The organism is Desulfobaccales bacterium, assembly GCA_041648175.1.
Taxonomy (GTDB): domain Bacteria; phylum Desulfobacterota; class Desulfobaccia; order Desulfobaccales; family 0-14-0-80-60-11; genus 0-14-0-80-60-11.
In genome coordinates, this window is the sequence record JBAZPO010000005.1 from 132,370 (window position 1) to 156,993 (window position 24,624).

At 57.2% G+C, this 24,624-nt stretch carries 24 protein-coding genes and 2 tRNA genes; 12 read left to right on the plus strand and 14 right to left on the minus strand.

Annotation, left to right across the window (positions count from 1 at the left end; all coding sequences use genetic code 11):
- Nucleotides 1-24 precede the first annotated feature (24 nt).
- From WC600_06785 to cbiM, 8 genes are all read right to left on the minus strand, one after another.
- The gene (locus tag WC600_06785) at nt 25-465 is read right to left on the minus strand and encodes a transcriptional repressor (GenBank protein MFA4902436.1); all 441 of its coding nucleotides are present in this window, start codon (nt 463-465) and stop codon (nt 25-27) included.
- 308 nt (nt 466-773) lie between these two features.
- The gene (locus WC600_06790) at nt 774-1,556 is read right to left on the minus strand and encodes a DUF4198 domain-containing protein (protein MFA4902437.1); all 783 of its coding nucleotides are present in this window, start codon (nt 1,554-1,556) and stop codon (nt 774-776) included.
- 58 nt (nt 1,557-1,614) lie between these two features.
- Nucleotides 1,615-2,088 carry a hypothetical protein gene (locus WC600_06795; protein ID MFA4902438.1) on the minus strand — a complete coding sequence of 158 codons (474 nt, stop codon included), beginning with the start codon at nt 2,086-2,088 and terminating at the stop codon, nt 1,615-1,617.
- Between the two features lie 24 nt (nt 2,089-2,112).
- Nucleotides 2,113-3,213 carry a transporter gene (locus WC600_06800; protein MFA4902439.1) on the minus strand — a complete coding sequence of 367 codons (1,101 nt, stop codon included), beginning with the start codon at nt 3,211-3,213 and terminating at the stop codon, nt 2,113-2,115.
- Nucleotides 3,214-3,464: 251 nt separating this feature from the next.
- Nucleotides 3,465-4,136, minus strand: a complete 672-nt coding sequence (locus WC600_06805; GenBank protein ID MFA4902440.1) for an ABC transporter ATP-binding protein — start codon at nt 4,134-4,136, stop codon at nt 3,465-3,467.
- A complete protein-coding gene (gene cbiQ / locus WC600_06810; protein ID MFA4902441.1) occupies nt 4,133-4,915 on the minus strand; it encodes a cobalt ECF transporter T component CbiQ in 783 nt (260 codons plus the stop codon). The genes WC600_06805 and cbiQ overlap by 4 nt, the downstream gene beginning before the upstream one ends.
- Before the next feature lie 106 nt (nt 4,916-5,021).
- Nucleotides 5,022-5,663 carry a hypothetical protein gene (locus WC600_06815; protein ID MFA4902442.1) on the minus strand — a complete coding sequence of 214 codons (642 nt, stop codon included), beginning with the start codon at nt 5,661-5,663 and terminating at the stop codon, nt 5,022-5,024.
- Nucleotides 5,656-6,261, minus strand: a complete 606-nt coding sequence (cbiM, locus tag WC600_06820) for a cobalt transporter CbiM (GenBank protein ID MFA4902443.1) — start codon at nt 6,259-6,261, stop codon at nt 5,656-5,658. The genes WC600_06815 and cbiM overlap by 8 nt, the downstream gene beginning before the upstream one ends.
- Nucleotides 6,262-6,658: 397 nt before the next feature.
- Between cbiM and sixA the strand changes: the two genes are divergently transcribed.
- From sixA to WC600_06870, 10 genes are all read left to right on the plus strand, one after another.
- Complete coding sequence (gene sixA, locus WC600_06825; protein ID MFA4902444.1) at nt 6,659-7,123, plus strand: phosphohistidine phosphatase SixA; 465 nt, start codon at nt 6,659-6,661, stop codon at nt 7,121-7,123.
- A 252-nt stretch (nt 7,124-7,375) separates the two neighbouring features.
- Nucleotides 7,376-7,690 (plus strand): V-type ATPase subunit subunit G family protein, encoded by a 315-nt coding sequence (locus tag WC600_06830; GenBank protein ID MFA4902445.1) that lies wholly within the window; start codon nt 7,376-7,378, stop codon nt 7,688-7,690.
- Complete coding sequence (locus WC600_06835; GenBank protein ID MFA4902446.1) at nt 7,687-9,663, plus strand: hypothetical protein; 1,977 nt, start codon at nt 7,687-7,689, stop codon at nt 9,661-9,663. Before WC600_06830 ends, WC600_06835 begins: the two co-directional genes overlap by 4 nt.
- 69 nt (nt 9,664-9,732) lie before the next feature.
- Nucleotides 9,733-10,044 carry a hypothetical protein gene (locus WC600_06840; protein MFA4902447.1) on the plus strand — a complete coding sequence of 104 codons (312 nt, stop codon included), beginning with the start codon at nt 9,733-9,735 and terminating at the stop codon, nt 10,042-10,044.
- On the plus strand, nt 10,044-10,607 hold the full coding sequence (locus WC600_06845) for a V-type ATP synthase subunit E (GenBank protein ID MFA4902448.1): 564 nt from the start codon (nt 10,044-10,046) through the stop codon (nt 10,605-10,607). Before WC600_06840 ends, WC600_06845 begins: the two co-directional genes overlap by 1 nt.
- Before the next feature lie 9 nt (nt 10,608-10,616).
- Nucleotides 10,617-11,600, plus strand: coding sequence for a V-type ATPase subunit (locus tag WC600_06850; GenBank protein MFA4902449.1), 984 nt, complete (start codon nt 10,617-10,619; stop codon nt 11,598-11,600).
- Nucleotides 11,597-11,923: a V-type ATP synthase subunit F gene (locus WC600_06855; protein MFA4902450.1), complete on the plus strand. Its 327-nt coding sequence runs from the start codon at nt 11,597-11,599 to the stop codon at nt 11,921-11,923. The genes WC600_06850 and WC600_06855 overlap by 4 nt, the downstream gene beginning before the upstream one ends.
- Before the next feature lie 69 nt (nt 11,924-11,992).
- The gene (locus WC600_06860; GenBank protein MFA4902451.1) at nt 11,993-13,729 is read left to right on the plus strand and encodes a V-type ATP synthase subunit A; all 1,737 of its coding nucleotides are present in this window, start codon (nt 11,993-11,995) and stop codon (nt 13,727-13,729) included.
- Nucleotides 13,730-13,738: 9 nt separating this feature from the next.
- Nucleotides 13,739-15,154 carry a V-type ATP synthase subunit B gene (locus WC600_06865; protein MFA4902452.1) on the plus strand — a complete coding sequence of 472 codons (1,416 nt, stop codon included), beginning with the start codon at nt 13,739-13,741 and terminating at the stop codon, nt 15,152-15,154.
- A complete protein-coding gene (locus tag WC600_06870; GenBank protein MFA4902453.1) occupies nt 15,151-15,771 on the plus strand; it encodes a V-type ATP synthase subunit D in 621 nt (206 codons plus the stop codon). Before WC600_06865 ends, WC600_06870 begins: the two co-directional genes overlap by 4 nt.
- A gap of 72 nt (nt 15,772-15,843) precedes the next feature.
- On the opposite strand, the gene WC600_06875 is transcribed toward WC600_06870, so the two are convergent.
- Both WC600_06875 and WC600_06880 read right to left on the minus strand, forming a co-directional pair.
- Nucleotides 15,844-15,918: transfer RNA gene (locus tag WC600_06875), tRNA-Cys, on the minus strand.
- Between the two features lie 2 nt (nt 15,919-15,920).
- Nucleotides 15,921-15,995, minus strand: a tRNA-Gly gene (locus tag WC600_06880).
- Nucleotides 15,996-16,261: 266 nt separating this feature from the next.
- Here WC600_06880 and fdhF point away from each other — a divergent pair.
- Nucleotides 16,262-18,301: a formate dehydrogenase subunit alpha gene (fdhF, locus tag WC600_06885; GenBank protein ID MFA4902454.1), complete on the plus strand. Its 2,040-nt coding sequence runs from the start codon at nt 16,262-16,264 to the stop codon at nt 18,299-18,301.
- A gap of 161 nt (nt 18,302-18,462) precedes the next feature.
- Complete coding sequence (locus WC600_06890) at nt 18,463-19,719, plus strand: M20 family metallopeptidase (GenBank protein ID MFA4902455.1); 1,257 nt, start codon at nt 18,463-18,465, stop codon at nt 19,717-19,719.
- Between the two features lie 480 nt (nt 19,720-20,199).
- Here WC600_06890 and WC600_06895 read toward each other — a convergent pair whose 3' ends face one another.
- The 4 genes from WC600_06895 to aroF all read right to left on the minus strand — a co-directional run bounded on the left by WC600_06895 (nt 20,200) and on the right by aroF (nt 24,046).
- Nucleotides 20,200-20,487, minus strand: a complete 288-nt coding sequence (locus tag WC600_06895; GenBank protein MFA4902456.1) for a hypothetical protein — start codon at nt 20,485-20,487, stop codon at nt 20,200-20,202.
- Between the two features lie 237 nt (nt 20,488-20,724).
- The gene (tsaA, locus tag WC600_06900; GenBank protein MFA4902457.1) at nt 20,725-21,126 is read right to left on the minus strand and encodes a tRNA (N6-threonylcarbamoyladenosine(37)-N6)-methyltransferase TrmO; all 402 of its coding nucleotides are present in this window, start codon (nt 21,124-21,126) and stop codon (nt 20,725-20,727) included.
- 812 nt (nt 21,127-21,938) lie between these two features.
- Nucleotides 21,939-23,042 (minus strand): 3-dehydroquinate synthase, encoded by a 1,104-nt coding sequence (gene aroB, locus WC600_06905; GenBank protein ID MFA4902458.1) that lies wholly within the window; start codon nt 23,040-23,042, stop codon nt 21,939-21,941.
- On the minus strand, nt 23,042-24,046 hold the full coding sequence (aroF, locus tag WC600_06910; protein ID MFA4902459.1) for a 3-deoxy-7-phosphoheptulonate synthase: 1,005 nt from the start codon (nt 24,044-24,046) through the stop codon (nt 23,042-23,044). The genes aroB and aroF overlap by 1 nt, the downstream gene beginning before the upstream one ends.
- Nucleotides 24,047-24,624: the final 578 nt, after the last annotated feature.

Sequence of the window (24,624 nt, forward strand, 5' to 3'; positions counted from 1 at the left end):
ATGGCAAAAAAAAGGGGGCACACCTCACCGTTGCCGAGCCCGGCAGTCTACACAGTAACCGTAAATTTCCAACTTGTGCCCAGTAACCTCAAAATCATGGGCCTGCCCGAGGCGCTGTTCCGCCTCCTCCACGCTGCCATTCCGGAACTCGATGACCTTGCGGCAGCCCAGACAGCGCAGGTGGCAGTGGTGCTCATGTCCGTAAATGTGTTCATAGTGCATGTGCCCATCCTCGACAAAGACTTCCTGCACCAGGCTGGACTCCACCAGTAAGGCCATGGTGCGGTACACCGAAGCCCGGGAAATTCGCAGGCCTTTCTGACGCAGGCGCATAATAAGCTCTTCCACATCAAAGTGGTCATGATTGGCAAAGACCTCCGCCAGGATCGCCTCTCGTTCCGGCGTGGCTCGCATGCCCCTTTGGGCCAAAAATTCTTGGAAGACTTCGCTCTCGGGCTTCATCATCTGCAATTGAGACTCTATCTCATTAGTAATTATTGTCAAGGATTTTTTTTCGGTTTACTCGGTTTACCCTCAAAATGCAATACTGTATTTTATCTTCGGAATCACTTGAGGAGTTATTCAGATAAGAGAGAATTTTTGCTACAGAGAAATGGCTTGGAGAAAATTGCAGGCCGCTGCCCTATCCCAAAATTTTTACGCAGGCCTAAACACTTGCTCTATCCGATATATATATGGGCGAGACCATTTTCAGCCTCGCCCCGCATGCCAGCCCTGAGCCGTTCCGGGTCTCGATCTGTCGCACCGCTTGCTTATTTCGCCACCGGCCAATCGGTAAACTGCGTCCAAAGCACAGCCCCGTATTCGGCGTCTTTTTTCGTACCATCCGTATGTTTGATGGCCTGTTTTTCCGTGGTCAGGGCGGAGAAGCCCCACCAGCCCGCCTTGGGCACCGCAAAGGTAAAGACGCCATTCTTATCGGTTTTCACCACCTGGGCGACGAAATAGTCATTGGGCGCGGTCACCTTCTTTCCGGCGTTCCAGTACTCCACTTCCACATCGGCGTTGGCTACGGTCTTACCTTTGAATTTCAGCACCCCCTGGAAGACATTGCCAGCATAGAGGGCGAAGGGTCTGGTTAACGGCACGATCTCGGCCTTTAAACCCACTTCCTCGTCCCAACCGTCTTCGGCCCCGAACGCGGCCACATAGGTCTTGGTCTGGTGAATGATATATTTGTTTTCCGCTGGCTCCCAGTAAGGCGTGGGATCGAAATAGAAAGCGTAAACCCCCGGCTTTTTCAAAGCGTAAGTGGTTTTCCAGGCCTGCTTATCCAGAACCTTGGTTTCCTGGAGGGTGCTTAGGAGATCGGTTTTTTCTTTCCCGGCCAGTACGCCGAACTTCTTGGGTTTGGCCATGTCCATGCCGGTCTGTTCAAAGGGGTGGCAGAATGCCAGGGTCAACCCCAGGTTAGCGTCGTCGCCCTGCATCACCATGGCTTTGTCCGGCAGGATCACGCCGAAATGCGCCTGGCAAACCCCGGCCAGGCCCAGTACGAGTATCAGGCAGAAAACTAACGTGAAGAAACGTTTCATAACTTCCCTCCGTTCCAGGTTGATTAATAGGCACGGCCTGCGGGGCATTTTGGGGGGACTAATTCCCCATCTTCCGCCAGGCCTCCCAGTTGGGGCGGCCCTGGGAATCCCGCAAGTGCAGAACATAATCCGCTTTGGTGAGTTCGTAAGCGATCACCTTGAGCTTCCCGTCTTTTTCCTGTTCGCACATCCCCTTGACCCGCACTTCGTCTCCGGGGGTGAGCACAAACTCCTGGCGCTCCAAATACCAGATCGGGCCCAAACTCACCTGCACCTGGCCCCGGGTCTTGGTGTCCATGATTATGGCCATGCCCGGGTACATACCCTCTCCTAAACTCTCAGTGAGCACCTGCACCACCTTGCCGCTTTCGTCAAAGGGTTTGCAAACAGCCTTTACCGGACAGAGATAGGCCGTGTACGGACAAGGCCGGAAGCCCTGGCCGCGGCCCTGGCTCCACGCCAGGGGAGGCAACGCCCCAACCAAGAGCGCCATGACCAACAGAGCCGTTAAAACAGATTGCCACCGTTTCATATGATGGTCCTCCTTTAGTCTTTATTAGAATGCATACACCATGGACAAGAGCGGCGTGAGCGCGGCATCGGTGTTTTTGCCCGCCAGGTCGACATTCAACCCCAGGGCCAGGGAGAATTTATCCGTGGCCATGTACTCGATGCCCGGTGCGACCGAGATCAAGGCCTCCGGGGGCAGATTGCCCTTGTGGCCGAACAGACGCCCGCCGCTCCAATAACTGGTGAGTTCCAGGAGCGCCACCCATTTTTTGGTGATGGGATATTCCGCCGCCAGGTTCAGGGTGACAAAGTCCCGGGGAAAGTTGCGCAACTGGCTGGCCACGGGGTCGCCCTCCACCAGGTTGCCGTTTTCATCCAAAACCAGCCCGGCTCTATCTTCCCTGGAATCGTAAGCAGTTTGCATAGTATACCAGATGTTGGCGTAAAATATGAATGGTTTCACAAACTTGGACATATTTAAGCCGGTGGTGAAGGCGTAGGCCCCGCCTCCCAGTTGATCGGTTCCCAAGCGCCCGGGATTGAGGTGGCTGAAGTGGCCGCTGGGGAAATCGGTGGTAAAGAGCGCGGTCACCGTGGGCCTGGTCTCGGTCTCTTCCACCAGGCGGTATTTGAAGGTCAAGTTGATATCGCCGAGGCCGCCGAAATTGCCGGAGCGCTCTCCATTGGGCCCCGGCGCATCGACACTGCCGGCCCAGTTGTGGACATAGGGAACCACCGCAAACACCTCCAGGTTGTTCCACAGGCCGTAAGTGAATTTCCAATCCATGCTATAAGTCTTGAAATTGCCCCCTGCCGACACCCGCCGCCAGCTCTGGGTCAAGCTGTTGTTGACGAAGCTGAGCCCAAAGGTGGGCTGAATGGCGAACTTCCCTTTTTCAATGGGGATGGCGGTGTCAGTGATGATGGGGCCGAAGGTGGAGGGGCATTCATCCTCTTTGGCTTCCTCCTTTTTCCCTTCATCCTTGGCTGCTTCCTGGCCCTCCGGCTGGAAGCCTTCGCCGCGGCCGCCAGTCTCTTCGGAGGCGCCGGAGTCCGGCGCGGCCCATCCCGTCAAGGGCATGGCCAGTGCCATCACCAGCAGCGCGACCAGGCAGGGCCAAATCAGGGCCTGACTTGATGCTCTCATAAATGCCTCCTTAAATGAAACTTGGTTGCACTACATATATTAAATTAGATTCACTAATACAATAAAATTACAGATTGTTATATTTTTTATGAGTAATTATATAAGCAACTCAATTTAATTTAAGGATAAATTTTTTTGCTTAACGCGGTCGCACCCCTATGGCAGCTTCAGAATTTTGGGGGCCAGCCCTGCAAAACTATGCCGCGGGCACTGCGGTCAGAGGCCTGTACCAAGGACAACGCAAACTTCTCCTAACCCTTGTCCTCTTGGGGTTGACAGCAGTGTTCATGGACGTGGCAACAGTGCTTGACGGTGTGCTCCAAAAACCCATCTTCATGCGACACAATCATGTAGGCGATGTCCAAATCATTAAGAATGTGAGCGAGGCGGTGCTTGGTTGTCTCATCCAAGCCCGAAGTGGGCTCATCCAGCAGAAGGAGCTGCGGTTGCATGGCCAGGACGGTGGCCAGGGAGACCAACTTCTTTTCACCCCCGGAGAGCTTATACGTCACCCGGTCTTCGAAGCCGTACAGACCCAACCCCGCCATGGTCTCCCGCGCGATCTCGATGGCCTCGGCCGGCGACTTTCCCTGGTTCAAGGGACCGAAAGCCACGTCTTCCATAACGGTGGGACAGAAGAGCTGGTCGTCGGCATGTTGAAACAGGAGACCCACCTTTTGCCGGACCTGCACAAAATCCTTGGCTTTCGTAACCTCCTGTCCCAGGATAATTATGCTCCCCACCTGGGGGCGCAACAGCCCCATGATCAGGTGCAAGAGGGTGGTCTTGCCGCAGCCGTTGGGACCGATGAGGCCAATATGTTCGCCCGGGAGAAGCTGATAATTAAAGTCCTGAAAAACCGGCCGGGAGGCCCCGGGGTACTTAAAGGTGATGTTCCGCAACTCAATCAATGGTTCACTCATGGTAGCCTCATAGCAAGATGGGGCGCCGCCAACTCCAAAGAGAGCAACACGGCCAGCGCCAGTATTGATACCGCCACAAATATCCAATCGCGACTTTGCCAGGTAAAGGTCCGCAGGCTATAGAAGACTCCGTGAAAGCCGCGGCACAGCATGGCTTGAAAAACCCGGTCGGCCCGGTCATAGCTGCGCACCAGCAACATGGCCGCCAGATAGGCGTAGGAGCGATATGTGTGGAGATTGGTGCGGGGCTGAAATCCCCGGATCTTCATGGCTTGAACCAGCCGTTCAAATTCCTGCTCAAAGACATAGAGGTAACGGTAGGTAAACAGCAGTAAATGACATAACTTGCCGGGGATGCGCAAATTATGCATTGCCTGTCCTAACGTAACGACCGGCACGGTGGCGACCAGGGCAATCAGGCCGATGATGATGGCGTTGGACTTCAGGGTGATCAAACCGGTAAAGATCAGGCCCTGCCGGGTGGCGGCCAAAGGCCCGAGCCGCAGAACCACCTCGCCCGGATAGGTCAGGGGCAACACGACCCAGAGGAAGAAAATGAAGCTGTTTACCACCAGGAGCCGGACCAGCACTTGTTTTACCGGCAGACGCGCCAGCGCCAGCCAGATCAGGGCCAGTGCCAACCCGGCCAGGGCCACTGTATAGCTCTTGGCCACAGCCATAAGGACAGCAAAGAGGGCGGCCACCACGATTTTGCCCCGGGGGTCGAGGCGGTGGACCGGAGAGGCCCCTTCGGCAAAAGGTTCCTGGATGGCACTCAAGGATTTTTCTTCCCCCTGTTACGAAAAAGTTCAGAGTTCAAGGTTGAGTGGCGGGCGGGGACGCCCGCCCTACCGGATTTTTCATGGTTTTGAGAGAGCGGCAAGCTCATGAGCGACTGCTTTGGAAGTAAGCCCACAGGCCGAAGAGGCCCAGAATATAACCGATGCCACCGATGATATCAGCGGGAGTTGTGCGGTGGATGGTCAATTCGGCGAGCATCTCCTTGATGGGTGCGAGCTGGCGTTCCAGAGATTTATTCACGGCGGCTTCCAAGGCTTGCTGATCTAGGCCGGCGGTTTTGGTCTCCGAAGCTGCCGGAGGAGTTGCCGGAATTGGCACGGGGGCAGTGGCCTTCCCTGGCGTGGTTCCGGTCAAATAGCTGTCCGCCTTGAGCAGCCATTTACCCCGGTGGCCCATGGCCGCTTCCACCACGATATTCAGATCCAACTTCTGGGCCGCGGCTGCGGCAGGAATTTTAAAGGAAAACTTTCCCTGGTCATCGGTTTGGCCGGTTAAAAGTTCGCTGCCGGTTTTTGGATCCAGAACCAGGACATTGCCCTGGCGCACCGGCGTATCAGGGATAAACTTGCTTTCCGTGTGGATGGCGCCGCCTTCGGCATAGGCGAAGACCAGCACCCGGTGGGCCAGAGCCGGGGACGTGAAAACGCCAAGGGCCAGGAGCACCAGGACTCCTTGAACCCCGAGAACCAGGAGATGCTGTCTCCACCAGAACCACTTTTTAGGCATAGATTTCCTCCAACATTTCGGGACGGACTTTTTTAAGGAACTGGAAGATAAACAGCGTAATGATGCCCTCGATGATCATTATGGGTATGTGCGCCAAGAGAACCAGTTCGGCCACTTTGAGAAAAGCCTGACCGGTGGTGATTAAGGCCGTGGCCACCAGCAAACCGCTTAACAACATGGCCAGGGCCCCGCAGGCAAAGGCCGCCACCGCGGCAATGACTCCTTGACCGCGCAAGAACCTGCGAAAGACAAAAAAGCAGATGACTGCGGGCGCGGCCATAGTGACTGTATTCACCCCCAACACTGTCAGGCCTCCGAACTGGAAGAGCAGGGCCTGCAGGAACAGGGCGATGAGGATGGCGGGGAAGGCCATCCAGCCCAGCAGCAGCCCCATAAGGCCGTTGAGTACCAGGTGCGCACCCACCGGGCCTACCGGCACATGGATGAGCGAGGCCACGAAGAACGCCGCGGACAGTATGGCTACCCGGGGAATGGCCTCATAATCGAGTTTTTTCAGGCCGATGGCGCATCCTACCACCGCCAGCCCAGCCCCTCCGGCTAATACCACCGGAGAGAGCACTCCTTCAGAAATATGCATGTCTTACCCCATAGATGGCGTGGCGGTTAGAGACCTCGCAGGCGCTCTCGCTGACCAGGCCAAAAAAAAGCCATGAAGGCAATCATCCCTTTGGGAGGATCGCAAGCCTTCATGGCTTTGAATTATATCTACTCGGTTATTTTTCGGTTAATTTCTGACTTAGGGCTTCTTACCCCGGAATGTCTTTCTTATACCCGAGATATCAAACCAGTTCAAGGAAAATTTCTTCTCAGCAACTAAAAATGAGGTGCCTCCGATGGCTTTGTCCGCCATATCGTCCCGGCCGCGGGCGTAGACACCCTTTAACGGCTGCAAGCAACGGCTTTTACCCACCCTTGAATATATGATCTCCGTGTCCTAAGTTAGTTGGTATCACCTTGTGGAAAGGGGCTCCACCATGTTTCTTTATCTTGTCCAGCATGCCGAGGCTAAAAAAGCAGAAGAAGACCCGGGGAGGGATCTAACGGAAAGGGGCCGGCTGGACATTGAAAATGTGGCACACCATTTGAAAAGGCTCAATGTCCAGATCAGGCAAATATTTCATAGCGGTAAGACCAGGGCTCAAACTACCGCCAATGTCCTGGCGTGGCATTTAAAGCCCCCGGCTGGGGTCTCGGAAACCCCGGGGCTGGCGCCGTTGGATGACCCTAAGGTCTTGGCTGACCGCATCACGCTGATGGATGGGGATATTCTCTTGGTGGGACATCTTCCCCATTTGGGCAGGTTAGCCGCCCTACTCATGACCGGTGACCAAGAGAAACAAGTCATTAATTTTCAGATGGGCGGCGCGGTCCGTCTGAGACGCATGGCGGAGGATCAATGGGCAGTTGATTGGATGGTTCTTCCTGAAATCATCCTTTAGCGGATCTATATATAGCGTCATAAATAATTTGACTATTTATCTCTGCGCCCTCAGCGTCTCAGCGGTTAATTATTTTTCAACCGCAGAGGCGCAGAGAACGCAGAGAGCGCTTATGTTCAGTTACTTATACTCATTGCCAAAAGTCCCCTCACCCTACCCTCTCCCACAAGGGGAGAGGAGAATTAGAGAACAAAACTTTTGGCAAACGCTATACGTCATTGCGCATATGGGCAAGGCGGAGGCGGAGAGGCGATGCAAGGGCTTGAACTGATAAAAAATCTTGCTGAACTCGATCAAGAGGTCGCCGAAAAGGTTGAGGAAACCCGCCGGTCCGCCGAGGACCGGGTCAATCGCGCCGAAGCCGAGAGTCAGCGCCTCCTGGCCGAGGCCGACGCTCAGATCCGCCGGCTGGAAGAAGTGTCGCGGACGCAAATGGCCGAGGTCAGCGCCAGGCTGACCGAGGACGCCCGCCAGCATGCCGCCGCGGAGCAAGAACGCCTGCGCAGCCAGGCTGTGCCAAACCTCGATCGCGCCGTCGAATTCATCCTCTCAGAGGTTATGCCGTGATTGCGCGGATGGAAAAAATCTTTATTGTGGGGCCAAAGCGGTTGGCTCCTGAGATTTTATTCATGCTGCAGCAGGCCGGCGTCGTGCAAGTTGACTCTCTTCCCAGGGACCAGCTTGGCGCCTACCAGCTTGAACCCGGGGAAGAGAAGCGGCTCAGAAGGTGGGATGCCGTGGCGACCTCGACGGATCATACCTCAGGCCTCCTGGGTCTGGAGTTCGGCGCTGCGGTGGAACCCTTCTTGGGCGACCTGGAGGAGGCTGAAGCCATAGCTTCATCCTGCGAACAGCGCGCGGCTAGCCTGGTAGAAACGCGGGAACGGCTCAGGGACGAACTCCAATTGATCGGCCAGTACCAGGAGGTCCTGGAGCATCTGGCGGCAGCAATGCAGGGGCTGGATGGCAGTTCCCGACTCGCAGTTATCCCCTTTATAGTCGAGAGGACAGAAGACCTGGCGGCGTTGGAACAGGAACTCTCACCGGCGCTCGATGACCGTTTTCTCCTGACTGAGAGGCCGGTGGGAAACCTGATTGTCGCGGTCATCGTTACCCTGAAGCGTGACGCCGAGGTAGCCAGAGGCATTCTCGCGCACGCCGGTTTGCATGAACTGCCGCGGCTGGGAGAATACGCCCGGATGGGCTTCAGGACCATGGCGGCGCGGCTGACGGCAAGATCAAGATTGGCCCCTAAAGAGCTGGCCGGCGTAGAGGAAGAATTGCGCCATCTGAGGCAAGAAGCGGGCCAGGAGTTGAGGAGTATTTGGAGCCAGGCCACCGATGAAACCAACCGCCTGCATACCCTCAGGGCCATGGCCTCCGGGCGTTACGGCTTTGCGCTATTCGGTTGGACGCCTGTCAGCCAGAAGACCGGGGTCATAGAACTCCTGAACCGGCAGTGCGACCGGATACTCTATACCTTCGAACCCGCGGAAGAACACCATGAACCTTCGCTGATTCCGGTCCTGCTGGAAAATCCCGCCTGGGTCAAGCCCTTCGAGGCCTTGATCACTTTTTTGAATACTCCGCGCTACGACAGTTGGGACCCCACCTGGATCACCGCCACCCTGTTGCCGCTCTGGGTCGGCATGATTATGGGGGATGTGGGTTACGGCCTGGTTTTTATCGGAGTGGCCTGGTATTTGTCCAGGTTTGTGAGACGCAACCAGGTGCTCAAGGTAGAATTTTTCAAGATGCGGCTAGCACCGGAGACCGTAGCGCAGGTGGTGCGCATCATGAAGCCCATGATCGTCTGGACTATCCTGTGGGGCTGTGTGTACGGGGAGTGCTTTGGCAACCTGTTCCACAGGTTGGGGGTCTTTGGGACGGCCCACCACCCGGGATTGATCCCCACCCTAATTCGCCGGACCGATACTGCCGCCACCGCGACTCTATTAATTTTGGTTTCCATCGGTTTCGGCATTATCCAGGTGCTCCACGGTTTCGTCCTCAAGGCCCAACTGAGCCGCCGACACGGTGAGAAAAAGCCTTTCTGGGAAGCGAGCGGCTACTTCGGCGGCGTTTTTGCCCTGATGCTCTTCGGTTATGCTTTTATGACCGAAGGCTATCCGCGCTGGCTGTTGATCGCGATGTTTGCAGGCGCCGCCTTATTCGTGTTCGGCATGATCCTCGCTAAAATGCCCCTTATGATCGCAGAACTGCCGACACAAGGCGGCCATATCTTGAGCTACATCCGCCTCTACGCGGTGGGAATGGCTTCGGCCATTCTTGCGGACCTGGCTACCGACATCGGGTTTGCGTTTTATCCGATGGGAGGCATCGCCGGAGTCTTCATGGGCATTGTGATCGGCCTGGGATTGGGACTCCTGATCCATGCGCTTCTACTCATCCTTCTTACCATAAGCCATGTAGTTCAGCCTATTCGTCTCATCTGGGTCGAATTTTTCACCAAGTTTGATTTCTACACCTTGAGCGGCAGGCCGTACCGCCCATTCAAGGTGCAGGGCGGCGCGCCATAATTGCAGCATATTGGCAGGGGACCCGAACGGTAACTCTAAAAGTCTTATAAAAACTAAGGAGGAGAGTTGATGAAAGCAAGGTTTCTTTTCATTCTGGGGCTTCTCTTCGCATGTGCCGCAATGTTCGCGCCGCAGGTCATGGCCGCCGAGGGAACGAACATCACGTCGGATAAAGGATTGGCGGCAATTGGCATAGGGTTGGCCGTCGGACTGAGCGCCCTGGGAACCGGCCTGGCGCAGTCCCGGATCGGACCGGCGGGGCTCGGCGCCGCTGCGGAAAAACCTGAAATGCAGGGTCTGGCGCTTATCTTCTTACTCTTGCCTGAGACCTTGGTGATCTTTGGATTGGTCGTAGCGTTCATGCTCATAGGGCGGCTGTAATGTCGAAGCTGGAGGAGATTCTCCAGCAAGAGGCTGAGGCTGAGATCGATGCGATCCTGGCACAGGCGGATTCAAGGGCCGCCAAGATTGTCAGCGAGGCGCAAAGCCGCGCCTCGGCCAAGGTAGCAGCCCACCAAAAGAAGATCGAGGCTGAGGCTCACGCTGCAACCCGGCAGGGCCAAAGTACGGCCGAACTCATTGTCTCCAAGGCCCGCATACAAGCCAAAGGGGAGATGATGGACCTGCTGCGACAGAAGGTATTGCTGGCGTTAGAAGAAACTCCCTCCAAACCGGGTTACGGCGAGGTTCTCCAGGCGCTGGCCGAGGAGGCCATGGGTGTTACTGAAGGCGCGGAGGCAGTGGTGGTGCACCCTCACGATAAGGAGAAATTGAATGATTGGGCGATGCACCGCGGGCTCGCACTGCAAACCGACCCGGAACTTCGCCTTGGGGTGCGGATTGTGAGCCGGATCGGCAAGAATGTGGAAAACACTTTGCACGAGCGGTTACATCGCGCCTGGGGCACGCTTGCCCCCGAGGTGACCAAGCTGCTCTGGGAGTGAGGGAAGCGTTTGACTGACGATTTCACCTATTTGAACGCTCGCATCTGGGTGAGGCGCAGCCGGTTGCTGCCTGAGCGCTTCTTCCGTGAGGCGCTGAGACTGGAATTCCCTGACCTGGTAAAGCTCCTGAAAGAAAGCATATACGGTTCTGACCTTACGGGAGATACCCTCGCAGACCTGGACCGCGCTGTCATGGTTCATTTGAACCGCACGGTAGGAGACTTACCCCGTCTGGTCTCCGGGGTGGCCCGCGAGTCTGTCAGTCTGCTGTTAATGCGCTCCGACCTGGCTAATGTGAAAACCATTCTGCGTGGGAAGCAGGCGGGCTGGGCGCCCGAGGAAATCATGGGTCATCTTGGCGCGGGCACGATTCCCCGAGCCTTCTACGGCCACCTAGTCGAGGCCGCAGACGCGGCATCCCTGGCGCAACTTTTTTCGTTGCCCGAGCACCCGCTCGCCCACGCCCTCCGTAAGGCAGTGTCGGCCTCGGGGGAACCGCTGGAGATAGAGATTACCCTTGACCGGGAGTTCTATGCCGCGCTGCTGCTCCGGGCTCAGGAGCTGGGCCAGTCGTACCTTGCCGATTTTATGAGTTTTGAGATCGATGCCTTGAACCTGGCCACCGGGCTCAAGCTGTCCACTTTGGGTTTTAAAGGACAGTCGAACCGATATTTCCTGCCGGGAGGCAAACGCGTGGGCCTGCCTCTCTTTGAGCTTCTGGCTGCCGGAGAAGTGGACGCACTGAAGGTGTTGGGAAACACTGTTTTCGGACGTGTGGCTGAGGCGAAAGACCTCGCCACTCTGGAACGGGGCCTCCGCTGTATTCTTTTGGCCAAAGCCCATGAAGGGGTTAAGGACATGCTGGGAGGAGGTATGGCCAACGATTACATCCTCCATAAGGAGTGGGAGGCTGGCCGGATTCGGCTGTTGGCCCGGCGAGCTTTTTTTGGGTTGCCAACCGCTGCCGTGGAACCGGAGGTGTTTTGCCAGTGAAGATTGCGGTTCTGACTGATCCTGAATCCGCGGCGGGATACCGCCTCGGCGGCCTGGAAGTGGCATTGGCCCATGACCCGGCCGAAGCCCGGGAGGTGTTGGCGCGTCTGGTTCAGACAGGAGACTATGCACTCGTAATAGTCAATATGACGTTGTTGCCGGACCCTTACCAGGCAGTTAAAAGGGAGCTGCGCGGCCGGGATCTCCCGGTCCTGCTGGCGGCCCCGGCGCATCGTGCTGCGGTCACCGTCGCCGGCGAAGACGCCGAGGCGTACCTGCGACAGTTGATCAAGGAAACCATGGGCTACGAGATTAAGCTTTAGAGGCCGGAACCTGGGCCGCGGGAGTCAGCGAACTTGGGACTTCCGCAACCCGCTCACATCGGAGGAAAAATGATCCGGGGAACCGTCCGGAAAATCACCGGCCCCGCAGTTATTGCCAAAGGGATGCTGGGCGCCCGCATGTACGACATTGTTAAAGTGGGCGAAGAAGAACTGGTCGGTGAAATCATCCGCCTGGAAGGGGACACCGCCTTCGTCCAGGTGTACGAGGACACCTTCGGCCTCCTGGTGGGTCAACCGGTGGTATCATCAGGGGTGCCGCTGGCCGTGGAACTGGGCCCCGGATTGCTGAACGCCGTCTTTGACGGGATTCAGCGGCCACTTTACGCAATTCAGGAGAAAACCGGCAATTTCATCTCCCGGGGCGTGGAAGCGCTGGCGTTAGACCGGCAGAAGCAATGGGACTGGACCCCCAAGGTTAACGTGGGCGATGCGGTCACGGGCGGGTTGACCCTCGGTACGGTGCCAGAGTTCCGCTTCATCCACAAAATCATGGCGCCGCCTGAGGTCAGCGGGGTGGTCAAACAGGTAAAACCGGCCGGCTCCTACAGCGTGGAAGAACCGGTGGTGACCCTCGAAGACGGTACCGAGCTTAAAATGGTCCAGATCTGGCCGGTCCGGCGACCGCGCCCGGTCAAGGAAAAGCTTGATCCGACCACGCCGTTTCTCACCGGCACGCGGATACTGGACGTACTGTTTCCCGTGGCTATGGGCGGCAACGCCGCGATCCCCGGACCGTTTGGCTCCGGCAAAACGGTGACGCAGCAGTCTCTGGCCAAGTGGTCCAACGCCGATATCGTGGTTTACGTGGGCTGCGGGGAACGGGGCAATGAAATGACGGACGTGCTCACGGAGTTTCCCAGTCTTATCGACCCCAGGACCGGCGACCCGCTGATGCACCGCACTGTGCTGATTGCCAACACCTCCAACATGCCGGTGGCGGCCCGGGAGGCCAGCATCTATGTGGGGGTGACTCTGGCCGAATATTTCCGCGACCAGGGTTATGCGGTGGCCTTGATGGCCGACTCCACCAGCCGTTGGGCCGAGGCGTTGCGGGAAATCTCTTCACGGCTGGAGGAGATGCCCGCCGAAGAAGGTTATCCCCCGTATCTGTCTTCTCGCCTGGCCGCGTTCTATGAACGGGCGGGCCTGGTCACCACCCTGGCGGGAGAGCGCGGCGCGGTCTCCGTGGTCGGGGCCGTCTCCCCCGCGGGGGGCGACATGTCCGAACCGGTGACGCAGTCCACCCTGCGCATCGCGGGCGCCTTCTGGCGGCTGGACGCGTCCCTGGCCTACCGGCGCCACTTTCCGGCCATTCATTGGAACGGCTCCTACTCCTTGTATATGCCGCTCCTGGCGCAGTGGTATCGGGAGAACCTGGAGCCGGGTTACCCGGAAATGCGGGATGCCCTCAGCCGGTTGCTGCAACAGGAGGCCTCCTTGCAGGAAATGGTGCAACTGGTGGGGCCGGATGCCCTGCAAGATCAGGAGCGGCTGATCATTGAAGTGGGCCGCATCATCCGCGAAGACTTTCTGCAGCAGGACGCGTTCCACGAAAACGACGCCTATTGTTCCATGGAAAAGGCCCAGGGGATCATCCGGATGATTTTGAGCTTTTACCAACAGGCCGAAAAGGCTTTAAAAACGGGGGTCCCCATCGACGATCTCATCCAGAACCCGGTGCTGGAGAAAATCGCCCGGGCGCGGTTCACGGCCGAAGATCGTTTTCAGGCCTACCGGGACGAGGCGCTGGGGGAGATTGATACAGCTTTCGGGAAAAAAGGCTAAGGAATCACCATGGATCTTTTGAAGAGGGAATATAGCTCGCTGAGCTACATCTCGGGGCCGCTGCTGTTCGTGGATAATGCCCGAGATCTGGCCTATAACGCCATCGTGGAAATCAGGGATGGCCAAGGCCGGTTGCGGAGCGGCCAGGTCATCGAGGTGTCCGAGGAATATGCGGTCATTCAAGTATTTGAGGAGACCGCGGGACTGGACCTGGCCCGGACCTCAGTGAGCCTGGTGGAAAATGTGGCCCGCCTGGGGGTGTCTAAAGACATGCTGGGCCGGCGCTTCAACGGCATCGGCAAACCCATTGACCATTTGCCCCCGGTCCTGGCGGAAAAGCGCCCGGCCATCGCCGGCATGCCTATCAACCCCGTGGCCCGCAAGAAGCCCGTGGAGTTTATTCAAACCGGCATTTCCACCATCGACATCATGAACACCTTGGTCCGCGGGCAGAAGCTGCCGATTTTTTCCTCTCCCGGCCTGCCCGCCAATGAACTTGCGGCCCAGATTGCCCGGCAAGCCACCGTACCCGGGGAGCAATCCCCCTTCGCGGTGGTTTTTGCCGCCATGGGGGTGACGCAGCGGGAAGTGAGTTATTTCATCAGCGAGTTCGAGAAGACCGGGGCCTTGTCGCGATCGGTGCTGTTTCTCAATAAGGCCGACGATCCCACGGTGGAGCGCATCCTGACGCCCCGTATGGCTCTGACGGTGGCGGAGTACCTGGCCTTTGAGCACGGTTACCATGTGCTTGTGATCCTGACGGATATGACCAATTATTGCGAGGCGCTCCGCGAGGTGGGTGCTTCCCGGGGTGAGATCCCCGGTCGCCGCGGCTACCCAGGTTACATGTATACCGACCTTTCCACTATCTATGAACGCGCCGGGGTGATTGCCGGAAGCTCGGGCTCGGTGACCCAAATCCCTATACTCTCCATGCCCGGAGGCGATCGCACCCACCCTATTCCGGATTTGACCGGTTACATCACCGAAGGGCAGATTCAGCTCTCCAACGAGCTGAACCGCAAAGGCTTTTTTCCGCCCATCGACCCCCTCCCCTCCCTCTCCAGATTGGCTAACAGCGCCATCGGCAAGGGCAAGACCCGGGACGACCACAAGCAGGTCTCGGATCAGCTCTTTGCGGCCTACGCCAACGGCGTGGACATCCGCAAGCTGGTGGCCATCATCGGCGAGGAGAGCTTAACCGAAAACGATCGCCGTTATCTTGCGTTCGCTGACAGCTTCGAAAAGAACTTCATTCATCAGGGCCAGCAAAACCGGGAACTGGACGAATCGCTCGATCTGGCCTGGTCGCTGCTCTCCATTCTGCCGGAATCCGAGTTGAAGCGGGTTTCCGAGGATCACATCGGCAAATATTATGGCGCCCGGCTCAAGGATTTTTGGGATACACAAAAGGAAGTTCCATGAACGGGATCAGCCCCACCCGGATGAACCTACTCTCCCGCCGCAGTCAACTGGGACTGGCCAGCCGGGGTGTAGAGCTGCTGGAAAAGAAGCGGGACGCGCTCGTAAAGGAATTCTTCGCAAACGTGCACGAGGCCTTGGAGGCGCGGAGGCAGCTTTATCAAAGCGCCCAGGAGGCCCACCGGGCCTTGATGTTGGCGAAATCTTTCGACGGACCCGAGGTCGTAGAGACGCTCTCATTAGGAGTGCCGGTCAGGTTCACCGCGCAGGCCGAGATTGACAATGTCTGGGGAACCCGGGTGCCGCGGCTGGCCATAGCTGCCTCTCAGGCAGCCACCATGAGCCCGCTGGCAGTGGGAGGGAGGACCATAGCAGCTCAGGCCGCCTTTCACAGACTTTGCCAGGTGCTCATCGAGGTAGCTAATCGCGAAGCGCGCCTGCGCCGCATTGCCGGAGAAATCAAAAAGACGGCCCGCCGGGTGAATGCCTTGCAGCAGGCGGTAATTCCCGGCATTCGCGCCCAAATCCGCGCCATCCAACAGGCCCTCGATCAACAGGAGCAGGAGGACATCTTTCGGCTCAAACGCATTAAGGGCAAGATCGAGGCTCACAATCCCTAAAAAGATTCCGGCGAGCGGTGTTCACTAAGAAAATTTCGGAGGGAGGATTTGAAGCTGGATACATGAAATAGCTGGAGGCGGCATCCAGATTCGAACTGGAGAATAACGGTTTTGCAGACCGCTGCCTTACCTCTTGGCTATGCCGCCTCTGGAGCGGGAAAGGGGATTCGAACCCCCGACTTCGACCTTGGCAAGGTCGCACTCTACCGCTGAGTTATTCCCGCTCACCCCTTTTATGTCTTAAAAATCGGCCGACTTGTCAAGGGGAAAATTGTCTCCAGAAAGCAAGAACAGCATTTTGTCAGCTCTCAATTTCCTTTTAACGACTCGACGGTTTGCATAAATCTCCTCGTCTTTTTTGGCAAAAGTTCATGGTTATTTTTACTTGTTAATCCTGATATAATGTTAAATATAAAACGATTTTATCCATAAAATCCAATGAGCAGCCATCTATCCCATATACCAGGACTTAAAGTCTAGGAGCGCCTCCATGGAATTTCGCAGCGTCAATACCACCTGTTCTTACTGCGGCTGCGGCTGCGGCCTCCTCCTGCAGGTCTTGGATGATCAGGTAATTTCCACCCTGCCGGTGAAAACCCACCCGGTCAGCCAGGGCAGCCTTTGCATCAAAGGCTGGAACATTCACGAGTTTGTCGGCAGCGACCAGCGCCTGAAGCAACCGTTTATGCGCCAAGATGGCCAACTGGCACCGGTGAGTTGGGATGAAGCCCTGGACACCGCGGCCCAGGGGTTAAAGAAGGTCGTGGACCAATACGGCCCCGACGCAGTGGCGGTGCTGGCTTCCGCCAAGGTCACCAACGAAGAGAACTATCTGATCCAAAAATTCGCCCGGGCCGCCATCGGCACCAACAACGTCGATCACTGCGCCCGCCTCTGACACAGCTCAACCGTGGTCGGTCTGGCCGCGGCTTTCGGTTCCGGCGCCATGACCAACTCTTTGCCTGAGTTAGCCAACGCCAAATGCATCTTCATCATCGGCTCCAATACCACCGAAAATCACCCCATCGCCGCCAAATGGGTCTTCCGGGGCCAAGAAAACGGCGCCAAGATCATCGTAGTAGATCCCCGCTTCACCCAGATGGCCTTTCTGGCGGATATCGCAGTGCAGCATAACCTGGGCACCGATGTGGCCCTCATCAACGGCCTGATGCATATTATTATTAAAGAAGGCTGGCACGATAAGGCGTACATTGACGAGCGCACTGAAGGCTTCGAAGCATTGGCAGCCAAGGTCGAGGAATATGCTCCGGAAAAGGTAGCTCAAATCACCGGTATCGATGCCGCCATCCTACGCCGGATGGCCGAAATGTTTGCCAAGACCAAGCCCGCGGCCATCATTTACTGCATGGGCATCACCCAGCACACCACCGGCGTGGACAACGTCAAATCCCTGGCCAACCTGGCCATGCTCACCGGCAATGTGGGCGTGGCCTCCGGCGGCGTCAACCCTCTAAGGGGCCAGAACAACGTCCAGGGGGCCTGCGACATGGGCGGCCTGCCCAACGTCTTCACAGGCTACCAGCCGGTGGCCGACGAAGCCGCCAACGCCAAGTTCTCCCAGGCCTGGGGCCGGGACCTGCCCAAAAAACCGGGGCTCACCATGCTGGAGATGTTCCAAGGCATCGATGAAGGCAAGATTAAAGCCCTTTATGTCGTGGGCGAAAATCCCCTGGTCACCGACCCGGACTTGCGCCATGTCGAATCGGCCCTCAAGAAACTGGACATCTTCATCGTCCAGGATATCTTCCTGACCCAAACGGCTAAATTGGCGGACCTGGTCCTCCCCGGCACGTCTTTCGCCGAAAAAGACGGCACCTTCAGCAACACCGAACGCCGGGTGGAGCTGGTGCGCCAGGCGATTAAGCCCGTGGGCGACTCCCGCCCTGACTGGCAGATCACTCAGGACCTGTCCACCCGTGTCGGTTATCCCATGCACTACGCCTCTCCGGAAGAGGTCTTCGAGGAGATCAAGAGCCTTACCCCCAGCTATGCCGGCATGAGCTATGCACGCCTGGCCGACAAAGGCCTGCAGTGGCCCTGCCCTACTCCGGACCATCCCGGCACCGAGTTTCTGCATAAAGACCGGTTCAGCCGGGGCAAGGGGGCTTTTTCCGTCATAGACTACAAGCCGCCGGCGGAGGTGGCGGACTCGGACTACCCGATGCTGCTTTCCACCGGGCGAGCCTTCATGCATTACCACTCCGGCTCCATGACCCGGGTTTCGCCCACCCTGCACCAGGAATTGCCGGAGGGCTACGTGGAGATCAGTCCGGTGGACGCCAAAGTCATGCAGATTAAAGACGGAGAGCGGGTTAAGGTCAGCTCCCGCCGGGGCGAAATCCAGATCAAGGCCAAGATCAGCCGCAAAGTGAACCGGGGTGTGGTCTTCATCCCCTTCCACTTTGCCGAGGCCGCGGCCAACGTCCTCACCAACCCGGCCTGCGACCCTGTGGCCAAGATCCCGGAATTCAAAGTCTGCGCCGTTAAAGTGGAGAAACTGGCGGCATAGAGCGATATAGACATTAAGAAAGAACTAGGGTGTCCCGAGCCACCCTAGTTTTTTATCTTCGCGCCTTGGCGTGAGTTTTTGTGGAAGTCCAATGGCGGAAACGTTCCCTGTCTCAATTTTTTAGCTCTTGCCATCCCACTGGACCGCGATACAATGCCATCATGATGGAATTATTGGCCGAAATCAAAAGCCGGGCGCAGGGCCTGGGCGATGAGCTGGTGACCCTGCGGCGGGAGTTCCACCAATACCCGGAACTCTCCCACCACGAGGAACGCACCGCCCGGGTGGTGGCAGAGTATTTGCAGAACCTGGGCTTGGAGGTAAAAACCGGTCTGGCTGGCCACGGGGTGCTGGGGGTTTTGAAAGGCGCCCGGCCGGGGCGGGCGGTAGCCTGGCGGGCCGACATGGACGCCTTGCCCATCGTCGAGAAGCTGAAGCTCCCCTGGTGCTCTCAGGTTGAGGGGGTTATGCATGCCTGCGGGCATGACTTCCACGTGAGCATCGGTCTGGCCGCGGCTCGCGTGCTCAGCGAATTCAAGGACCGGCTGGCCGGGGAGTTCCGATTTATCTTCCAACCCGCGGAAGAAGGCCCGCCCATCGGCGATTCCGGCGCCAAGGGCATGGTGCATGCGGGTGTTCTCGATAACCCAAAGGTGGCCGCGGTGTGCGCCTTGCACGTGGCGCCTAACCTGGACGTGGGGAACATCCGCTATGGCCCGGGGGTGGTGATGGCCGGGGCTGACCGCATGATCCTTACGGTCACCGGCAAGTCGGCCCACGGCGCCACACCCCACCGGGGAGTGGACCCCATCCTGGTGACGGCCCAGGTGCTCAATCAGATTCAGGGTTTCCTGGCCCAGCAGATCGACGCCCGGTCCCCCAAGATTCTAACCTTCGGCCGCATCCAGGGCGGCAACCGCTTCAATATCCTGGCGGACGAGGTCACTCTGGACGGGAGCCTCCGCTACCTCCAGGAATCGGTGCGCCAGGACGTCCTAAAGGGCCTGCGGCGGCAGTTCGAGGGGCTGTCCCAGGCCACCGGGGCCGAAGTCAAGCTCACGGTGGAGCCCCTGTTTCCCATGCTCAAAAACGACCCGGCCCTCACCTCCCAGGCGGTGCAGGTGCTTCAGACCCTCCTGGGGCCCCAGCGCCTCAAGAGGCTGCATCCGGCCATGGGGAGCGAAGATTTCCCTTATTACGCCGCCATCTCCCCAGGGTTCTATTTTTTCTTGGGGGTTCGCACTCCAGGCACGCGGGGCCACGCCCTGCACTCCTCCCTATTCAATCCCGATGAAGCGGCCCTGCCTTATGGTCTTATGGCCGCGGCAGGGCTCTTAGTCTGCCTGAGCGAGCCGCAATTTCCCGCTCTACCACCAGCGGGTCCGGTTCCCCAAGAAGAAGGCCCGGGGGCTATGTAGGATGGGGCTTCGGGGTCCATACCCAGGAGACAATGGCGGCACGGAGAGAGACAATTAAGGTTATGATGGCCACTTGTAAGGCATCAAACACGAGGGAACAAATTTCAGACGCGCTGGATTAGCAAACGGTTAGGTGTGGAAATAAGACAAAAATTTCTAATTTTCACTTTAAAACTGGTGGGCTTTGAGGATTTTGTCACCCCATGAGGATAAAGAAATTATCCTGGCCAATCTTCCTCCCAGTCTTCCTTATCCATCCTCTGAGCCGTACTGTTGAACAGGTTGTGCTCTATTGTCCAGTTAGATGTGTTAAACTTTGGTGAGGCGCCTTGGAAACCTGATTTGTAACTTCCCGGATAGCTGGATGCACAACCAAACGCCGTAAGACTAATCACCACGATTATTAGCAGAGCAAAGCCAATCCGCCGTCTCCATAAGGGTTTCATCTGAGATCGCATTTCTCTGCCTCCTTTTGCCTAATTACCTTCCCTGTTCAAGCATTTCCTCCAACTCTTCGGGCTCTAACTTCTGATACCTATTATTCAGATTACGCTTTATTATCATTTCAATGATTCTAACTCCTATATTCTTGTCGTCTGGCATATTATCGTCGTTCATTGCGTGAGTGCTTCTTTCTACAAGTTCAGCCTGATACTGTGGGCTAGGTATATTGGCTTTATCTTGGCACTTTAGTTCACCAACATTAAATAGCAACGCCATAAATTGAACTATGACGATAAGATTAATTAAAATAGCCGGTTTTTTCATGGCAATACCTCAGAATAATCTTATGTGAGTGGAATACCCCTAAAGCCCCCCTTAATTTTTCTTGTGTGTGTAAACTAAAGCCGCTTGCCTGGTGATTCAATAGGTACATTTACCCTTTTTGGAATAGGCAAAAATGCCTATCCCTTGACAACTTTTAGCGGAGCGGGCCAGAGTATCGAGAAGCGATAAAAAGCGGGGTTCTGGTGGAGGCTAAAGAGGTAGGGGTAAGGCTGGCTGTTAATCAGCCTGAGGCTTGGAGCGCCTGAGCCAATCCGGCGTGCGGGCCTCGGGGAGGGCGTCGCCGTCGGGGATGTAAGGTTTAAGGTCCAGGATGGGGGAGCCATCCCGGGCGTCCAGATCGGCTACCTCCACGATGTTGCCCTTCACGTTGAGGATGCGGCAGGCGGTAAAGCCGATAAGGTTGGGGCGCACCGGGGCGCGACAGGCGAAAACGCCGGACAAAGGGTTGGCCGGATCGCGGCGGGGATGGACCTGAAGGGTCCGGCGTTCCTCCGGGTTATCGTTTTCGTGGAACCAGTAAAATACCCAGAGGTGCGAGAAACTCTGGAGGCCGTCCAGGGCTGGGGCATATTCCGGAAAAATCTCCAAATAGACCTGTTTGCCCTGCTTTTTCACCACGCCAACGGGGTTCAGACAGATGGGTTTGATGGCCTCTCTCCTGAGGTTCTGCGATTTTGGACCCGGGTTTTCAGCGTAGCCGGGGGTTGAAAATAAGAAAACCCATATTCCGATTGTGATTAACCATAGCGTCATGGACTTCATTTCATAATACATAACTATCTGAAATGAGGGTTGCAAAATTGGGGATTTATATAACATCCTGAAATCCCCCTAAATCCCAGCAATGTCCGGTTAGAAAATTGCATGAGGTTGTGCTGCCCCCCTCACCCCAGCCCTCTCCCCCCGAAGCGGGTGGAGAGGGGGCAGGAGATGTGGCCGTTTTAGTAACCATAAGGTATTAAATCGGTTCCACTTTTTCCCCTCTCCCCAATGGGGGAGAGGGTTAGGGGGAAGTAATCTTCTCGGAGCCGGAGTGCGCAGCGATTTTTTGAGCTGTTGGACTACGCCCAACGAACTTCCTCAATTTGCAAAAACCAAACCGGACACTGCTGCCTAAATCCCCCTTTTTCAAAGGGGGACTTAAACTGCCAAGTCCAGTGTTCCGGACCTGAATTTATTTGCAGTTAATTCTGAAACAGGCCACTGGTGTTGTGTACCGGAAATACCCCACAAAATACTGGTCGTTATAACTCCCCCCCTCGTGGGAGGGGGCTGGAGGGAGGGGGATAACTTAGCGTGACTCCCAACAAATCCACCCCCACCCCAGCCCTCCCCCATCAAGGGGGAGGGAGTAAAAGGAAGTAAGACGTTTGTAAGATAAACCTGGACGCCACACTCTTTGTGGCGAAGCCAAAATCCACCTCAAGAATCTATGCCGCCCCCTGCCCCACCGCAAGAAGCTTTTCCAGCACCTCCGCCACCAGATCCAGAGGCACGTCTGCTGCGATCACTGCTTCGCCCAGGCGGCGCAGCAGCACGAAAGGCACGCCGGTTTCCTGGCGCTTTTTGTCCAGGCGCAATGCACTCATCACAGCATCCGGGTCGAGTTTCGGGAGGGTGCGGCAGAGGCCGAAGTCTCGAATAAGCTTCCGGCCCCATTCCGCTTCAGCATGATCCAGGCCGGCAAGATGTTCCGACAGAGTCAGGGAGCCTAGCATACCCCAGGCTACCGCCCGGCCATGGGGGAGGCGGAAGCGGGAAGCTTGCTCCAGGCCGTGGCCCAGGGTGTGCCCGAAGTTGAGGATGCGCCGCAGGTCTCCTTCCCGTTCGTCTTGCGACACCACCTCGGCCTTGATGGCCGCGGCCCGATAAATGGTTTCCGTCAATGGCGCTGGAGCGTGAAAGAGCTTTGTTCTGGCCACAGCCAGACTCTGCAATAGGTCCAGATCCCAGATAAAACCGGCCTTGAGGACTTCGGCCAGGCCGTTCAGCTGCTCGGCCTGGGGCAGGGTATGCAGGAATTCCGGGTCCAGGGCCACCAACCGGGGCTGGTGGAAGGTCCCCAAGAGGTTTTTGCCTTCAGGCAGGTTGATGGCGGTTTTGCCGCCGATGGCTGCGTCCACCATGGCCAACAAGGTGGTGGGCACCTGGATGAAGGGCAAGCCCCGCATGAAGATGGAGGCCAGAAAGCCAGAAAGGTCTCCCACCACGCCACCACCCAGGGCGATGACCGCGGAGCCCCGGTGGGCGCCACGGGCGAGGAGTTCCCGGGCCAGGCGCTGGACCACGGGCCAGGTCTTGGCCCGTTCGCCCGGAGGAGTGGTCAGCAGCACCGGGGCAAACCCGGCCGCGGCAAGAGAGCCCAGGACGCTGGCGCTGTGCAGACCGGCCACCCGCCGGTCGGAAATCACAAAGAGTTGGGTGGGGAATTGACTGGGACTCAGTAGAGTTCCCAGACGATGGCGCAGGCCCGGCTCGATTACCAGCCGGTAACTCATGTCCCGGCCGGGGAGCGGAAGGCGAATCTCCCGCATCACCAGCCTCCGGGTTTGAGACCCTTGATTTCTTCCATCAACGCCTGGAATTGGTTGGGATAGAGGGATTGCGCCCCGTCGGACATGGCCTTTTCCGGCTCATGATGCACTTCAATCATCAGCCCGTCACAGCCTGCGGCCACTGCGGCCCGGGCCAGCGGTCCCACCAGGTCCCGGCGCCCGGCCGCGTGGCTGGGGTCCACGATAATGGGCAGATGACTCTCGCGCCGTGCCGCGGGAATGATGGAGAGGTCCAGGAGATTCCGGGCATGCTCGCCGACGGCCCGGACGCCCCGTTCGCAGAGAATCACCTGGGAATTTCCTTCTGACATGATGTATTCCGCGGCCATAAACCACTCGTCTAGAGTGGCGTACATGCCCCGCTTGAGGACAACCGGCTTCCGGGTGCGGCCGGCGCAGCGCAACAGGCTAAAATTCTGCATATTCCGGGCGCCGATTTGGATGATGTCGACATATTCGGCCACCAGGCGCAGGGAATCATGGTCAATGGCTTCGGTAACGGTCAACAGCCCGGTCTCTTCCTTAACTTTCTTCAAGATCTTCAAGCCGGCCTTCCCTAAGCCCTGGTAGCTATAGGGAGAGGTGCGCGGCTTGTAGGCGCCACCCCGGAAGATGCGGGCCCCCGCGGCCTTGACGTGCTCAGCGATGGTCAGGGCCTGGGTCTCGCTCTCTATGGCGCAGGGACCAGCGATGATCACAAAATGCCGCCGCCCCAGTTCCAAGCCCGGGAAATGAATAATGGTGTCCTCCCGCTTCATTTCCCGACTCACCAGCTTGTAGGGGCGAGAGACCGGGATGGCCTGAATCACCCCGGGCATATCCACAAACAGGGCCGAATCTACCGGCCCGGGATTCCGTAAGATAGCGATGGCTACCCGTTCCCCACCGGGCATGGGCTGGGCTTCATATCCCATTGAGTCAATCTTGGCCACCACCGCCTTGATCTGGGGTTCGGTGGCGTCCTTGTCCATTACGATGAGCATGGTTACTCTCCCCTAAACGCCGCTGCTAAAGATGAGGGTGCCCGGGGTCAACCGGCCATCAGGGTAATTTCATGAGCATTACCCTCAGCTTATTTACCAGGGATCGGGGCCAAAAGCAACCGGAAGAGGGGCGACCCTCCAGTCACGGAGATAACGCTGGTACGGTTAAACAAAAGTTGCACTCATCGAAGTAAAAATAGCCCCAGTTTTGTAAGGTCGCACCTGCAGGTGCGACCCGCCCCTACAAAAACTAAAATTACCTGGATGACAGTACATGGTAAAAACATGTCCTATTCGGGCATTATTGAGTGCTTTTTTGCCGTTTTATTGTGTTTTAAGGCCGTTTTAGGGCAAATAGCACCCTTGTGAAAGCCCTTTTTTGCCCCTTCTTGTGCCATGTACCGGATAATTCCGAAACGATTAGCCGCAACATATTGTTGTCATTACGCTTTATGTCGTTTACATTCGCCTGGGGGTCGCCAGGAACCGCTTACTTCCAACTCGCAACCGCCAGAATACCGCTGCCAGAGGGTTTTGTGCCGCCATGGGCGCGCTTGGTTTCGTGAAGTTGCAGAGAA

What these genes read in the sequence shown, in the direction of transcription:
- WC600_06785 (MFA4902436.1), bottom strand. Translation starts at nt 465, where the DNA reads ATGATGAAGCCCGAGAGCGAAGTCTTCCAAGAATTTTTGGCCCAAAGG.
- WC600_06790 (MFA4902437.1), bottom strand. Translation starts at nt 1,556, where the DNA reads ATGAAACGTTTCTTCACGTTAGTTTTCTGCCTGATACTCGTACTGGGC.
- WC600_06795 (MFA4902438.1), bottom strand. Translation starts at nt 2,088, where the DNA reads ATGAAACGGTGGCAATCTGTTTTAACGGCTCTGTTGGTCATGGCGCTC.
- WC600_06800 (MFA4902439.1), bottom strand. Translation starts at nt 3,213, where the DNA reads ATGAGAGCATCAAGTCAGGCCCTGATTTGGCCCTGCCTGGTCGCGCTG.
- WC600_06805 (MFA4902440.1), bottom strand. Translation starts at nt 4,136, where the DNA reads ATGAGTGAACCATTGATTGAGTTGCGGAACATCACCTTTAAGTACCCC.
- WC600_06815 (MFA4902442.1), bottom strand. Translation starts at nt 5,663, where the DNA reads ATGCCTAAAAAGTGGTTCTGGTGGAGACAGCATCTCCTGGTTCTCGGG.
- cbiM (MFA4902443.1), bottom strand. Translation starts at nt 6,261, where the DNA reads ATGCATATTTCTGAAGGAGTGCTCTCTCCGGTGGTATTAGCCGGAGGG.
- sixA (MFA4902444.1), top strand. Translation starts at nt 6,659, where the DNA reads ATGTTTCTTTATCTTGTCCAGCATGCCGAGGCTAAAAAAGCAGAAGAA.
- WC600_06830 (MFA4902445.1), top strand. Translation starts at nt 7,376, where the DNA reads ATGCAAGGGCTTGAACTGATAAAAAATCTTGCTGAACTCGATCAAGAG.
- WC600_06840 (MFA4902447.1), top strand. Translation starts at nt 9,733, where the DNA reads ATGAAAGCAAGGTTTCTTTTCATTCTGGGGCTTCTCTTCGCATGTGCC.
- WC600_06845 (MFA4902448.1), top strand. Translation starts at nt 10,044, where the DNA reads ATGTCGAAGCTGGAGGAGATTCTCCAGCAAGAGGCTGAGGCTGAGATC.
- WC600_06860 (MFA4902451.1), top strand. Translation starts at nt 11,993, where the DNA reads ATGATCCGGGGAACCGTCCGGAAAATCACCGGCCCCGCAGTTATTGCC.
- WC600_06865 (MFA4902452.1), top strand. Translation starts at nt 13,739, where the DNA reads ATGGATCTTTTGAAGAGGGAATATAGCTCGCTGAGCTACATCTCGGGG.
- WC600_06870 (MFA4902453.1), top strand. Translation starts at nt 15,151, where the DNA reads ATGAACGGGATCAGCCCCACCCGGATGAACCTACTCTCCCGCCGCAGT.
- WC600_06890 (MFA4902455.1), top strand. Translation starts at nt 18,463, where the DNA reads ATGATGGAATTATTGGCCGAAATCAAAAGCCGGGCGCAGGGCCTGGGC.
- WC600_06895 (MFA4902456.1), bottom strand. Translation starts at nt 20,487, where the DNA reads ATGAAAAAACCGGCTATTTTAATTAATCTTATCGTCATAGTTCAATTT.
- aroB (MFA4902458.1), bottom strand. Translation starts at nt 23,042, where the DNA reads ATGCGGGAGATTCGCCTTCCGCTCCCCGGCCGGGACATGAGTTACCGG.
- aroF (MFA4902459.1), bottom strand. Translation starts at nt 24,046, where the DNA reads ATGCTCATCGTAATGGACAAGGACGCCACCGAACCCCAGATCAAGGCG.